Below are 12,670 nucleotides of genomic sequence, written 5' to 3'. Positions count from 1 at the left end.
CACCGTCAGCCGAGGGCCTGCTGGAGGTCGGCCAGCAGGTCGTCGATCGACTCGATGCCGACCGAGACGCGGACCAGGTCGGCGGGCACCTCCAGGGCCGAACCGGCCACCGAGGCGTGGGTCATCCGGCCCGGGTGCTCGATCAGCGACTCGACGCCGCCCAGCGACTCGCCGAGGGTGAAGAGCTGCGTGCGGTTGCAGACCTCGACCGCCGCCTCCTCGCCGCCGTTGACGCGGAACGAGACCATGCCGCCGAACGCCTTCATCTGCTTGGTGGCGATGTCGTGGCCGGGGTGCTCGGGCAGGCCCGGGTAGAGCACCTGGCTCACCTTGGGGTGGCCCGCCAGCAGCTCGGCGACCTTCTCCGCGTTCGAGCTGTGCCGGTCCATCCGGACGCCGAGCGTCTTGATGCCGCGCAGCACCAGCCAGGCGTCGAACGGACCGGAGACGGCGCCCATCGCGTTCTGGTGGTAGGCGACCTCCTCGCCGAGGCCCGCCTCGGCCAGCACCAGCGCACCGCCCACGACGTCCGAGTGGCCGCCCATGTACTTGGTGGTGGAGTGCACGACGGCGTCCGCGCCGAGCGCGATCGGCTGCTGCAGGTACGGGCTGGCGAAGGTGTTGTCGACCACCAGCAGCGCGCCGGCGCCGTGCGCGACCTCGGCGAGCGCGGTCAGGTCGGTGATGCCCAGCAGCGGGTTGGACGGGGTCTCCACCCAGACCGCGCGGGTGTTGGGGCGCAGCGCCTCGCGGACGGTCGCCAGGTCCTGGAAGTTCGCGACGGAGAACTCGACGCCCCAGCGGGTCAGGACCTTGGCGAAGAGCCGGAAGGTGCCGCCGTAGGCGTCGTTGGGGATCACGATGTGGTCGCCCGGCTTGAGGATGGTGCGCAGCAGGGTGTCCTCGGCGGCCAGGCCGGAGGCGAAGGCCAGGCCGCGGGAGCCGCCCTCCAGTGCCGCGAGGCACTCCTCCAGCGCGGTCCGGGTCGGGTTGGCGCTACGGCTGTACTCGTAGCCGCCCCGGAGGCCGCCCACCCCGTCCTGCTTGTAGGTGGACACCTGGTAGATCGGCGTGACGACGGCCCCGGTCTGGGGGTCTGCTTCCTGACCCGCGTGGATGGCGAGGGTCTCGAAGCCCTGGGGAAGCTGGTGCTCGGTCATGACAACGAGCGTAGTGGGCGAATGCCGGGGCGCCTCCCGGAAGGGTCGCCGCCGTCCGGAAAGCGCCGGGGCTGCCCGGAATCCGGCGGCGGCCGTGAGCGTTGAAAGCTGCACAACGGTTCCCGACCCAGCTGGAGCAGGCCGTGCTGTTCAACCGCGACAAGACCTCGCTCGTCCCCGCCGACCAGGCGCTGCCCGGCCGGGAGACGCCGGGCTTCACCCTGCGCGAGCCGCACACCGTGCTCGGCAACCCGCTCACCGGCCCGTACCCGGCCGGGCTGGAGGTGGCCGACTTCGGGCTGGGCTGCTTCTGGGGCGCCGAGCGCACGTTCTGGCGGCTGCCCGGCGTCTGGACGACCCTGGTCGGCTACCAGGGCGGCCACACCCCCAACCCCACGTACGAGGAGGTGTGCAGCGGCCGGACGGGGCACACCGAGGCGGTCCGGGTGGTCTTCGACCCGGCGGTCGTCTCGTACGAGCGGCTGCTGAAGACCTTCTGGGAGGCGCACGACCCGACCCAGGGCAACCGGCAGGGCAATGACGTCGGCACCCAGTACCGGTCCGCCGTCTACACCCACTCCCCGGCCCAGGCCGCGACGGTGGCCGCGAGCCGCGAGGCGTTCCAGCCGGCGCTGACGGCGATCGGCCTGGGGCCGATCACCACCGAGATCGCCCCGGCGGGCCCGTTCTACCCGGCCGAGCCGTACCACCAGCAGTACCTGTCCGACGCCAAGAACCCGAACGGCTACTGCGGCCTCGGCGGCACCGGCGCCAGCTGCCCGATCGGCGTGGCCCGCACCGGCGACTGACCCGCCCGGCGCCGGGCCTCAGACCCGGCGGACTTCGTGCTGGAAGCAGCCGAACTCCACCGCGCGGACGTGCACCACGGCCACCTCGGGGTCGGCGAGCAGCTCCGCGGCGCCCGCCTCGGCGGTGTCGGGAGTGACGGGCACCCCGCCCAGGATGTGGCCGTGCCGGTCGTAGGCCCGCAGCACCCGCGCGCCCAGGTGGTACCCGGCCGGCCAGGCCGGGCCCGCTCCGGCGCAGGCGTGGTCGTGCAGGAAGACCGGGCCGACCTCGTCGTACGGGCCCGGGTCGGCGCCGGTCTCGGCGGCCCAGCGGCGCAGCGGCGCGTAGCCGACCAGCGCGATCCGGTCGCCGGGCAGCGCCCGGGTGAGGCAGCAGCGCAGCGGGGCACCGCCGGTCCGGTCCACCGACCGGACCGGCGGGCGCCCCGCGTCGTCGCGTTCCAGCAGGGCGAGGTGGACGGCCGGCTCGATCGGGCGGACGGCCGGGGCGGGTGCGGTGGGATCGCTCATGCCGCCCAGCCTGCCGCCCGGACCGCCCGGTGTCCGGCGGGTTTCGGCCGTCGCGTTCGACGGCCCCGGACCGCCCCGCGGCGCCCGCGGCGGCCCGCCCGGGGCCTCAGACCGCGCTGCCGGCCTTCCAGGCGGCCCAGCCCAGGTTCCAGCCGTTCAGGCCGTTGGAGGGCTCGACGGTCTTGTCGCCGGAGTTCACGACCTCGACGACGTCGCCGATCATCGAGCTCTTGTAGAACTTGTAGCCGTCCAGGCCCTGGTCCTGGCCGCCCTTGGCGTCCTTCAGGCCGACGCAGCCGTGGCTGGTGTTCTGGCTGCCGAAGATCGACGCCGGGGACCAGTAGTTGCCGTGGATGAAGGTGCCGGAGGTGGTCAGGCGCTGGGCGTGCGGCACGTCGGCGATGTCGTACTCGCTGCCGAGGCCGACGGTCTGCGAGTTCATCCGGGTCTGCTGGTACTGCTCCGAGATGACCATCTTGCCGCCCCAGGTGCGGTACTCCGGCGAGCCGCCGGAGATCGGGTAGACGGCGCTGACCTGGCCGTCGGTGGTGACGGTGAGCTTCTTGGCGGCGAGGTCGGCGACGCTGGTCTGCGCGCGGCCGATGGTGAAGCGGACGTCCTTGGACTGGGTGCCGTAGACGCCCTTGGCGGCCTGGACGTCCTTGAGCCGGAGCTGCACGGTGACCTTGGTGCCCTTGGCCCAGTACTCCTGCGGCCGGAAGTCCAGGCGGGTGCTGGAGAACCAGTGCCCGACGATCTCGACGCCGGGCTCGGCTGTCACGGTGATCGCCTGCTGGACGGCCCTGCGGTCGGTCACCGGCTTGCTGAAGTTGATCGAGACCGGCATGCCGACGCCGACGACCGAGCCGTCCTCGGGGGTGAAGTAGCCGACGAAGGTGTTGGCCGGGGTCGCCGTGGTGAAGACGGCGTTGGCGTCCGCCTCCAGCTTGTCCTTGTCGGTGGCCGAGGCGGTGACGGTGTACTTGGTCCCGCTGGCGGGCGCGGCGGCGGACGTCCAGCCGGTGCCGTCCGAGGAGAGCTCCCCGGCCAGCGCCTTGCCGGTCGAGTCGGTGACCTTGACCGAGCCGAGGGTGCCGCCCGTGACGGTGACCCGGACCGGCTCGCTGAAGCTGGCGGCGGTGGAGCCGTCGGCGGGGGTGACGGTGATGACGGCCACGGAGGTCTTCGGCGCGCTGCTCGCGCTCGCGGGGCCGCTGCCCGTGGCACCGCCGCCCGAGGATCCGCTGCCCGGGCCGGCGGCGCTCCCGCCGTCGCCCTTGCTGTCGTTGCACGCCGCCAGCAGCAGGACCGGCGCGCCGATCAGACCCGCCAGCACGCCGCGCCGGCTCCAGTTCCCGCCGGCCGCCCGACCCTGCCCGTCCCGTGCCGTCACGTCGCCTTCTCCCTGCTGATCATCCCGGGCATTACGGATAGAGAAACGCAATCCGCCCTTTCACGGTTCCATCACCGACGAGTGGCGATCGTATGAGACTACTCAACTTCCTGCCAAATATGGACAAAATGCCCGGTCTGCGAAAGCAGACCGGGCACTCGCGGGCCGTGACGAAAGTCGGTGAGGACTACTCGGCGGGCTCGTCCACCGTGTACTCGTCCCAGCCCTCCCCCTCGGCGTCGAACTCGGTCTGCGCGGACTCCCAGGTCGCCGAGGCGAGCTCGACGCCCGGGACGTCGCCGAGCAGGGCGACCGGGTCGATGAAGTGCGCGAGCGAACCCGACGGGTCCACCTCGATGGCCTCGACGGACTGGGCGCGCTCCTCGTCGTCGAGGTACTCGTCGTCCGTCACCTGCTGCAGGGCCGCCGCCTTGAGCGCCCCCTCGTCGGTGATCTCGGCGATGAGCTCGATGCTGAGCCGGACGTAGCGCGGTTCGTCCTGGCCGGTCGTGTCAGTGCTGGTCATGCGTGCGAGCGTACGGGAAACCGCTCCGGCCCGAAGGCACGCCGGGTCCGAGGGGCGGGGGGCGGCGGTTCCCGACCGGGGCGCCCGCGGGCACGGCGGCGAGCGGACGCACGGGAAGGGCGGACGCACGGGAAGGGCCGGCCCCTCCGAGGAGGGACCGGCCCTGCCGTCTCCGCCGGGGCTCCCCCACCCGGGAGCCGCGGAGACGCGCCGAAACGGCGCGGTGACGACCGCGGGAGCCGCCGCACCCTGATGACCGGCCGGAGCCGGACAGGGGCGGGACGACGACGCCCCCCGCGGTGGGCCCCTCCGCGCCCGCAACCGGGCACGAAGGGCAGGACACGGCCGGCCGGGTCAGGGCCGTCCGACGTGTCCGGAGACGACCACGACCACCGGGGAGCCGCTCCCGGACGGTTGTCGTCGCCTCGTTCGGCGTCTTGCCGTTGACCTCAACGATGCCCGACGCGTGTTAAGCGCGTGCTGCGCGCAGGTGACGCCGGTGTACCACTTCGCCCCCGGACGAGCCCTCAGCCGCCTGGGCGGGCGGCCTCGATGAGCCGCCGTCAGTGCGAGCTGCGGGCGGCCAGGAAGCCCAGCAGGTCCTGGCGGGTGACGATGCCCTGCGGCTTGCCCTCCACCAGCACCACGGCCGCGTCGGCCTTCTCCAGCACCGTCATCAGGTTGGTGACGGTCTCGCCCGAACCGACCACGGGCAGCGGCTTGGACATCACCTTGTCCAGTGTGTCGTCCAGCTGGATCTCGTTCGCGAAGACGCCCTCCAGGAGCAGCTTCTCGGCGACCGAGCCGATCACCTCACCGGCCATGATGTCGGGGTGGCCGGCCCCCGGGGAGACCACCGGCATCTGCGAGACGCCGTACTCGCGCAGCACCCGGACCGCCTCGGCGACGGTCTCGTTGGGGTGCATGTGGACGAACTGCGGGATGCCCTCGTGCTCGATGGCGTCCTTGCGGGCCAGCACCTCGGCGATGTGCGCCTCGTCGGTGGCCGAGGGCAGGAAGCCGTAGTCGGCCATCCAGTCGTCGTTGAAGATCTTCGACAGGTAGCCGCGGCCGCCGTCCGGCAGCAGCACCACCACGACGTCGTCCGGGCCCAGCCGCTCGGCCACCTCCAGCGCGGCCACCACGGCCATCCCGCAGGAGCCGCCGACCAGCAGGCCCTCCTCCTTGGCCAGCCGGCGGGTCATCTGGAACGAGTCCTTGTCGGACACGGCGACGATCTCGTCCGCGACGCCACGGTCGTAGGCGGTCGGCCAGAAGTCCTCACCGACCCCCTCGACCAGGTACGGCCGGCCGGTGCCGCCCGAGTAGACCGAACCCTCCGGGTCGGCGCCGACGACCTTGACCTTGCCGCCGGAGACCTCCTTCAGGTAGTTGCCGGTGCCGGAGATGGTGCCGCCGGTGCCGACGCCGGCCACGAAGTGGGTGATCCGCCCCTCGGTCTGCTCCCAGAGCTCCGGACCGGTGGAGTGGTAGTGCGAGGCCGGGTTGTCCGGGTTGGAGTACTGGTCCGGCTTCCAGGCGTTCGGCGTCTCACGGACCAGCCGGTCCGAGACGTTGTAGTAGGAGTCCGGGTGCTCCGGGGCGACGGCGGTCGGACAGACGACCACCTCGGCGCCGTACGCGCGCAGCGTGTTGATCTTGTCGGTGGACACCTTGTCCGGACAGACGAAGATGCACTTGTAGCCCTTCTGCTGGGCCACGATCGCCAGGCCGACACCGGTGTTGCCGGAGGTCGGCTCCACGATCGTGCCGCCGGGCTTCAGCGCGCCCGAGGCCTCGGCGGCCTCGATCATGCGCATCGCGATCCGGTCCTTCACGGAACCGCCGGGGTTGAAGTACTCGACCTTCGCCAGCACTGTCGCGCTGATGCCGTCGGTGACCTTGTTGAGCTTGACCAAGGGCGTATTGCCGACCAGGTCGATGATCGAGTTGTGGTACCGCACGGGGGTCCTCCCGGTCTGTGGGCATGCGAGTGCTTTCGGTACTGCAAAGCCTAGGCCGTGCCACCGGCCCCGGCCCTCCCCTGCGTCGCACCTGCGTCCCGCCCCCACGCGGCCCCCTTCCGGACCGCCGCCCGACCGCCGCCCGCGCGGTGCGCCCACGGATGGCCCAGTCCCGTCGATAGCGCACGGCCGAGGACGGGTAGGAGGTGTACAGGCAACGCGAGTGGCGGCTCCGACTGGGGGCGGCACGAGGACGCGAAGGGGGCACCGGATGCCAGGGGCACAGGAGTCGCGGGCCCGGGTGGCCCGCCGCATCGCCACCGCGGCGGCGTACGGCGGCGGCGGGCTCGGCCTGCTGGGCGTCGGCCTGGTCGGCGTGCTGCTGACCGAGAGCAAGCTGGCCGTGCAGGCCATCGGCATTCTGGAGGGCGACCCGCCCCGGGCCGACGGCGTCTACGGCGAGGCCTTCGCCGACGCCGGCAGCACCGGCCAGCCGCCCCTGGTGCTCGCCTTCCTCGGCGACTCCACCGCCGCCGGCCTCGGGGTGCTGCGCGCCCGCGACACCCCGGGCGCGCTGCTGGCCGCCGGCCTGGCGTCGGTGGCCGAGCGGCCGGTCCGGCTGGTCAACGTGGCCCGCTCCGGCGGACGCTCCGCCGACCTCTCCGGCCAGCTGGAGCTCGCCCTGCCGCACCGCCCCGACATCGCCGTGATCATGGTGGGCGCCAACGACGTGACCCGGCACAGCCCGGCCCAGCTCGCGGTGCGCCACCTCGGCGAGGCGGTCGCCGCGCTGCGCGCCAACGGCTGCGAGGTGGTGGTCGGCACCTGCCCGGACCTCGGCACCATCAAGCCGGTCCGGCCGCCGCTGCGCTGGGTGGCCCGGCGGGTCAGCCGGCAGCTGGCGGCGGCGCAGACCATCGCCGTGGTGGAGGCCGGCGGCCGGACGGTCTCGCTGGGCTCACTGCTCGGGCCGGAGTTCGCGGCCCGGCCGGAGATGTTCGCCGCCGACCGCTACCACCCGTCGGCCCAGGGGTACGCGACGGCCGCGATGGCCGTGCTGCCCTCGCTCTGCGCGGTGCTGGGCCTCTGGCCCGAGGACGAGCGGCCGGTCGGAGCCGTGCCGGGCGAGACGGTGCTGCCGGTGGCGGTGGCCGCGGCCGCCGCGGCGGGCCGCTCCGGCACCGAGGTGGCCGCCGTCGGCGCGGAGGGCGCGGGTCGGCGCTGGGCCCTGCTGCGCCACCGGCTGCGAGTCGGCCTGCCGGGCACCTGGGCCGCCGAGGGGCCCGCCGGGCGGTCGGCCCCGGCCGCCGGGCCCGACCGCGGGAACACGTCGGCCAGCTCACACGCCGGGGCGGGTGACGCCTGATCTACCAGACGGTAACTTTCCTCCCGGGCGTCCCCCGCGCACCCGGTCGTTCCCGTCGGACCGCCACCCGGACACCCCACCGCCCGAAGGTCACTCAGCGAGGAGCCCGTCATGCCCGAAGCCGTCATCGTCAGCGCCACCCGTTCGCCGATCGGCCGGGCTTTCAAGGGCTCCCTCAAGGACGTCCGCCCCGACGACCTGACCGCCCACATCATCGCCACCGCCCTCGCCAAGGTCCCCCAGCTCGACCCCCGCGACATCGACGACCTGATGCTCGGCTGCGGCCTGCCCGGCGGCGAGCAGGGCCACAACCTCGCCCGGATCGTCGCCGTCCAGATGGGCATGGACTACCTCCCCGGCACCACCGTCACCCGGTACTGCTCCTCCTCGCTGCAGACCACCCGGATGGCACTGCACGCCATCAAGGCCGGCGAGGGCGACGTCTTCATCTCCGCCGGCGTCGAGACCGTCTCCCGCAGCGTCAACGGCACCTCCGACGGCATGCCCGGCACCATGAACCCGCTCTTCGACGACGCCCAGGCCCGCACCGCCCAGCGCGCCGAGCAGGGCGGTGGGGAGTGGCACGACCCCCGTGAGGACGGCCTCGTCCCCGACGCCTACATCGCGATGGGCCAGACCGCCGAGAACCTCGCCGCCCTCAAGGGCGTCACCCGCGCCGACCAGGACGCCTTCGGCGTCCGCTCCCAGAACCTCGCCGAGGCCGCCATCAAGTCCGGCTTCTGGGAGCGCGAGATCACCCCCGTCACCCTCCCCGACGGCACCGTCGTCTCCACCGACGACGGTCCCCGCGCCGGCGTCACCCTCGAAGCCGTCTCCGGCCTCAAGCCCGTCTTCCGCCCCGACGGCACCGTGACCGCCGGTAACTGCTGCCCCCTCAACGACGGCGCCGCCGCCCTCGTCATCATGTCCGACACCAAGGCCCGCGAACTCGGCATCACCCCCCTCGCCCGCGTCGTCTCCACCGGCGTCAGCGCCCTCTCCCCCGAGATCATGGGCTACGGCCCCGTCGAGGCCTCCAAGCAGGCGCTGCGCCGGGCCGGCCTCACCATCGGCGACATCGACCTCGTCGAGATCAACGAGGCCTTCGCCGCCCAGGTCATCCCCTCCTACCGGGACCTGGGCGTCGACCTCGACCGCCTGAACGTCAACGGCGGCGCCATCGCCGTCGGCCACCCCTTCGGCATGACCGGCGCCCGCATCACCACCACCCTGATCAACTCCCTCCAGTGGCACGACAAGCAGTTCGGCCTGGAGACCATGTGCGTCGGTGGCGGCCAGGGCATGGCGATGGTCGTCGAGCGGCTCAGCTGAACCTCCCGGCGTCAACCCCGAAGGGTCCAGACCACCCATTTGGAGTGACGCACAGTAATTGAGGGCCGGATCACACCGCGAGGTCGATCCGGCCCTCTTTTCTTTCGAATCGGGCCCGGAAATCGACAGTGCGGAGCGGATCAACTCCGCTGCGTAGAACGGTGTTACCTAACAATTTGGGGACAAGAGCGAAAGTCCCGGGCAAATTAGACATTCGCCACTGCGGTAACAGCCCCGTATGGGGCAGTGTGGAGAGGTAACCCCGTTCCACTCCTCCCTAGGAGTACGTTCCGTGAGCGCCGTCTACACCCTCCTCCTGCTGATACTGATCGCCGTGACGACCGCCGTGCTGGTCCACCTCCGCGGGCTCTCCCGCCGGCTGGACGCCCGCGCCGCGGCCACCGCCACGCCCGCACCGGTCGACGAGGCCGCGATCCGCCGCGCCGTCGCCGAGGCACTCGCCGCCGACCGCGAGCGGGAGATCACCGAGGCCCGCGCCTTCTGGGCCGAGCAGGAGGCCCGCGCGGCCGAGGACGCGCCACTGTTCGACTCCCCCTTCGCCGGCGTGCTCGGCTCCACCGACGAGTGGCCGCTCTTCTTCCCCCGGCCGACCGGTCCGCAGGAGGCCGCCGACAACGCGGGCACCATGGACCCGGAGTTCGGTGAGGCGCTGCGGTCGGCGCTGGAGGACCTGATCAACGAGGGCGGCGCCGAGCCCGACGCGCCCGGGACCGACGGCGGCGCCCCGCTGCGCCCGGGGCACCCCGCGGGGGTCCCGGTCGCCGAGGGCGGCGGCGACGCCCGGGCCCGCCGCGAGGCCGACCTGCTGGCCACCGGCCTGGAGGCCGGACTGCTGGACGCCGAGCCGATGGTCGAGGACGCGCCCGCGCCCGCCCCCGACCCGCGCCGCCACCCCTCGCACCCGGACTTCGTGCCCAGCCAGGCGCCGTCCCGCGAGTGGACCGACACCCGGCTGGCCACCCTCGCCGAGGAGGGCGTGGCGCTGACGGACGTCCGCCCGGGCCCGCTCGGCACGCTGGACGTGTACGCCTTCGCCGACGGCACCACGCTCTGCGTCGCCCCCGGCGACCGGGAGGCCGCGTACCGGCTGATCGACGCCGTCCGGGCCGGCGAGGACGTCCGGCTGCTCGGCGGCTCGCGGTTCTCCGGCTCGTACTCGCTGACCTTCTCCACCGACGACGACGCCGTCTACGTGCTCGCCGACCGGGTGGTCGCCAGCATCTGACACCACGCGCGCGGACGCGGCCGCGACAGCCGCGGCCGACGTTCACCCGAGGGCCGACCGGATCAAGGGGTTACCGATCCGGTCGGCCCTCGGCGTTCCCGTCCGCCGTTTCCCGCCGGCGGCCCGCACCGGCCGCCCACCGGGCCCACGTACCGGGCCCACGTACCAGGCCCACGTACCGGGCCCACGTACCGGGCCGCCGCTCCGGCCGTCCGCCGGGCCGCTGCCGCCGGGCCCGGGCTCAGCCGCAGAGCGCGGCCGTGGCGGCCACCTCGGCCAGGGCCCGGGCGAGCACCACCGGGGCCGCCGCGGGCCCGCCCAGCGGCTCCGGGAGCGGCACCCGCGCCTGGGCCGGCAGGGCCGTCAGGGCGGCCGCCAGGTCGTGCCCGGCGACGGCCAGCTGGTCGCCGGCCGCGAACGCACCGGCGTCCGGGAACTCGCGCGGCGACACGGCCGGCCCGCCAGCGCCGTCCGCCGCCCCCTCGGCGGCCTGCGCCGCCGCCGCCAGCCGGCCGGCCAGCGCCAGCGCGGCGGCGGCCCGGGAGGGGTGACCGGGGACGGCTCCCAGCAGCCGGCTCTGCGGCATCGAGCGGAAACGGTCCGCCAGGGCGTCGACGGCTTCGGCGAGGGAGGCTGCTTCAGGCATGGCGCGAGCCTAGACGAAAGCCGCCGGGCCCCGGAGCGGAAGGCTCCGGGGCCCGGCGGCAGTGCGCGGGGGGCGCGGTGGTCAGTCGTCGCCGCGCAGGATCGCGATCAGCCGCAGCATCTCGATGTAGATCCAGACCAGCGACAGGGTGAGCCCGAAGGCGGCCCGCCAGGACTCCTTCTGCGGGGCGCCCTGGGCGATGGCCTGCTCGATGGCCGCGAAGTCCAGCGAGAGGAAGAACGCGCCGAGGCCGATGCCGACCAGGCCCACCACGATGCCCAGCGGGCCGGAGCGCAGCCCCATCTCCGCACCGAACATCGACGCGACCGCGTTGACCAGCAGCAGGAGCACGAAGCCCATGGCGATCGCGATGCCGATCCGCGTGTACCGCGGGGTGACCCGGATCCGGCCGGTCTTGTAGGCGATCAGCATCGCCGCGAAGACCGCCGCCGTGCCCAGTACCGCCTGGATCGCGATGCCCGGCCAGATGGTGTTGAACACCTTGGTGACGGCACCGAGCGCGAAGCCCTCCAGGCCCGCGTAGAGCAGGATCAGCGGCGGGCTGACACTCCGCTTGAACGAGATCACCAGGCCGACCACGAAGGCGATCAGCGAGGCGCCGATGGCCAGGCCGAAGTTCCGGTCCGGCAGCGCGAACCAGGCCAGCCCGCCGAAGGCGACCAGGGTGAGCAACGTCATGGCGGTGCGTGCGACGACGTCGTCGAGCGTCATCCGCCCGGTGTCCAGCGGGCCGGCGGACGGCGCGCCGTACATCTCGACCAGCTGCTCGTCGGTCAGCGGACCCTGGCCCTGCGGCTGCTGGGCGTAGGGGTTGTTGCCGTACGGGTTGGCGCCGTACGGGCTGCTCTGGCCGGGGGGGCCTGCGGCGTACGGGCTCCCGGCCGGCGGGGCCTGCGTGGTACCGAAACCCGCGTAGCCGGGCTCGCGGGTGAAGGACCCCTCCCGCGAGAAGACCGGGTTGCTGCTTCTCATTGCTCATTCCCTCCGTGGCGGCACTGCACCGCCCGCACCACAAGGGTAATGGGTTGGCAAAAGAATAGGGATACGCCGCAAGGAGGATCCGGGGAGCGGCGCCCGGCGGGGACGCCCGGTGGCGTCCCCGCGGGTCGAGCGGTGCCCGGAGCCGGACTCGAACCGGCACGGCCTCACGGCCAAGCAGTTTTAAGCTGCCCGTGTCTGCGTTCCACCATCCGGGCCTTCAAGGACCTGCCCTGCCGACAGTCGGAGGTGGTGCTCCGTCCCCGTGCGGGCCATCCCCGAGCCTAGTCGCCCGCCTCCCCCTTTCGCATGTTCCCAGCCAGGGAAGTTGTCATGTTTCCTTGCCATCTGACGAACAGTTCGTGATTTGGCCAATCCGAGCGTGCTATCCGGCCAGCGGGATCAGGTAAGGGTTGACGTCATACCCGAGGATGAGGGCTTTCTCCGGACGTACGCCCAGCGGTGGTCAGGCCAACCGTCCGGCGGAGCGACGAGAAGCCGTGACCACGTGGCCGAGCATGGAGATACCGCCGAACCCCTGCGCGGACCGGCCCTCCGGAGCCGTCCCGCACCCCCGGCGCCGTCCGCAGCCCGACCCCAAGGAGCACCCCGTGACCACGTCGACCGCAACCGCCGTCCGTACCGGCCGGGCGGCCGCCCGCGCCACCGGCCTCAACAAGGTCTACGGGGACGGGGAGACCCGCGTCGTCGCGCTCGAC

11 protein-coding genes and 1 tRNA gene are annotated in these 12,670 nt (G+C 73.2%); 4 read left to right on the top strand and 8 right to left on the bottom strand.

Going from position 1 to position 12,670, the window contains the following annotated elements; all coding sequences use genetic code 11:
- Nucleotides 1–5 precede the first annotated feature (5 nt).
- Nucleotides 6–1,160 carry a cystathionine gamma-synthase gene (locus ACIF6L_RS16730; RefSeq protein WP_396488655.1) on the bottom strand — a complete coding sequence of 385 codons (1,155 nt, stop codon included), beginning with the start codon at nucleotides 1,158–1,160 and terminating at the stop codon, nucleotides 6–8.
- A gap of 143 nt (nucleotides 1,161–1,303) precedes the next feature.
- Here ACIF6L_RS16730 and msrA point away from each other — a divergent pair, with 143 nt between their 5' ends.
- The gene (msrA, locus tag ACIF6L_RS16725; protein WP_359806160.1) at nucleotides 1,304–1,969 is read left to right on the top strand and encodes a peptide-methionine (S)-S-oxide reductase MsrA; all 666 of its coding nucleotides are present in this window, start codon (nucleotides 1,304–1,306) and stop codon (nucleotides 1,967–1,969) included.
- Between the two features lie 18 nt (nucleotides 1,970–1,987).
- On the opposite strand, the gene ACIF6L_RS16720 is transcribed toward msrA, so the two are convergent.
- The 4 genes from ACIF6L_RS16720 to ACIF6L_RS16705 form a co-directional block, all read right to left on the bottom strand.
- The gene (locus tag ACIF6L_RS16720) at nucleotides 1,988–2,479 is read right to left on the bottom strand and encodes a DUF1203 domain-containing protein (protein WP_396488657.1); all 492 of its coding nucleotides are present in this window, start codon (nucleotides 2,477–2,479) and stop codon (nucleotides 1,988–1,990) included.
- 106 nt (nucleotides 2,480–2,585) lie between these two features.
- The gene (locus ACIF6L_RS16715) at nucleotides 2,586–3,872 is read right to left on the bottom strand and encodes an Ig-like domain-containing protein (RefSeq protein WP_396488659.1); all 1,287 of its coding nucleotides are present in this window, start codon (nucleotides 3,870–3,872) and stop codon (nucleotides 2,586–2,588) included.
- A 187-nt stretch (nucleotides 3,873–4,059) separates the two neighbouring features.
- Nucleotides 4,060–4,398: a hypothetical protein gene (locus tag ACIF6L_RS16710; RefSeq protein WP_359806138.1), complete on the bottom strand. Its 339-nt coding sequence runs from the start codon at nucleotides 4,396–4,398 to the stop codon at nucleotides 4,060–4,062.
- A 563-nt stretch (nucleotides 4,399–4,961) separates the two neighbouring features.
- Entirely contained in the window at nucleotides 4,962–6,362 is a 1,401-nt protein-coding gene (locus tag ACIF6L_RS16705; RefSeq protein WP_329489355.1) for a cystathionine beta-synthase, read from the bottom strand.
- Nucleotides 6,363–6,633: 271 nt separating this feature from the next.
- Between ACIF6L_RS16705 and ACIF6L_RS16700 the strand changes: the two genes are divergently transcribed.
- From ACIF6L_RS16700 to ACIF6L_RS16690, 3 genes are all read left to right on the top strand, one after another.
- Nucleotides 6,634–7,728 (top strand): SGNH/GDSL hydrolase family protein, encoded by a 1,095-nt coding sequence (locus ACIF6L_RS16700; protein WP_396488662.1) that lies wholly within the window; start codon nucleotides 6,634–6,636, stop codon nucleotides 7,726–7,728.
- Nucleotides 7,729–7,839: 111 nt separating this feature from the next.
- Nucleotides 7,840–9,060, top strand: coding sequence for an acetyl-CoA C-acetyltransferase (locus ACIF6L_RS16695; RefSeq protein WP_359806144.1), 1,221 nt, complete (start codon nucleotides 7,840–7,842; stop codon nucleotides 9,058–9,060).
- Nucleotides 9,061–9,352: 292 nt separating this feature from the next.
- Entirely contained in the window at nucleotides 9,353–10,306 is a 954-nt protein-coding gene (locus ACIF6L_RS16690) for a hypothetical protein (protein ID WP_329489352.1), read from the top strand.
- Between the two features lie 241 nt (nucleotides 10,307–10,547).
- Here ACIF6L_RS16690 and ACIF6L_RS16685 read toward each other — a convergent pair whose 3' ends face one another.
- The 3 genes from ACIF6L_RS16685 to ACIF6L_RS16675 form a co-directional block, all read right to left on the bottom strand.
- A complete protein-coding gene (locus ACIF6L_RS16685; protein WP_396488664.1) occupies nucleotides 10,548–10,952 on the bottom strand; it encodes a hypothetical protein in 405 nt (134 codons plus the stop codon).
- Between the two features lie 81 nt (nucleotides 10,953–11,033).
- Nucleotides 11,034–11,945 carry a Bax inhibitor-1/YccA family protein gene (locus tag ACIF6L_RS16680; RefSeq protein WP_396488666.1) on the bottom strand — a complete coding sequence of 304 codons (912 nt, stop codon included), beginning with the start codon at nucleotides 11,943–11,945 and terminating at the stop codon, nucleotides 11,034–11,036.
- Nucleotides 11,946–12,087: 142 nt separating this feature from the next.
- Nucleotides 12,088–12,169 (bottom strand) — tRNA-Leu (locus ACIF6L_RS16675).
- Nucleotides 12,170–12,670 lie beyond the last annotated feature (501 nt).

The organism is Kitasatospora sp. NPDC086009, assembly GCF_044540385.1.
Taxonomy (GTDB): Bacteria; Actinomycetota; Actinomycetes; order Streptomycetales; family Streptomycetaceae; genus Kitasatospora.
This window is presented reverse-complemented; position numbering and strand designations above follow the sequence as displayed.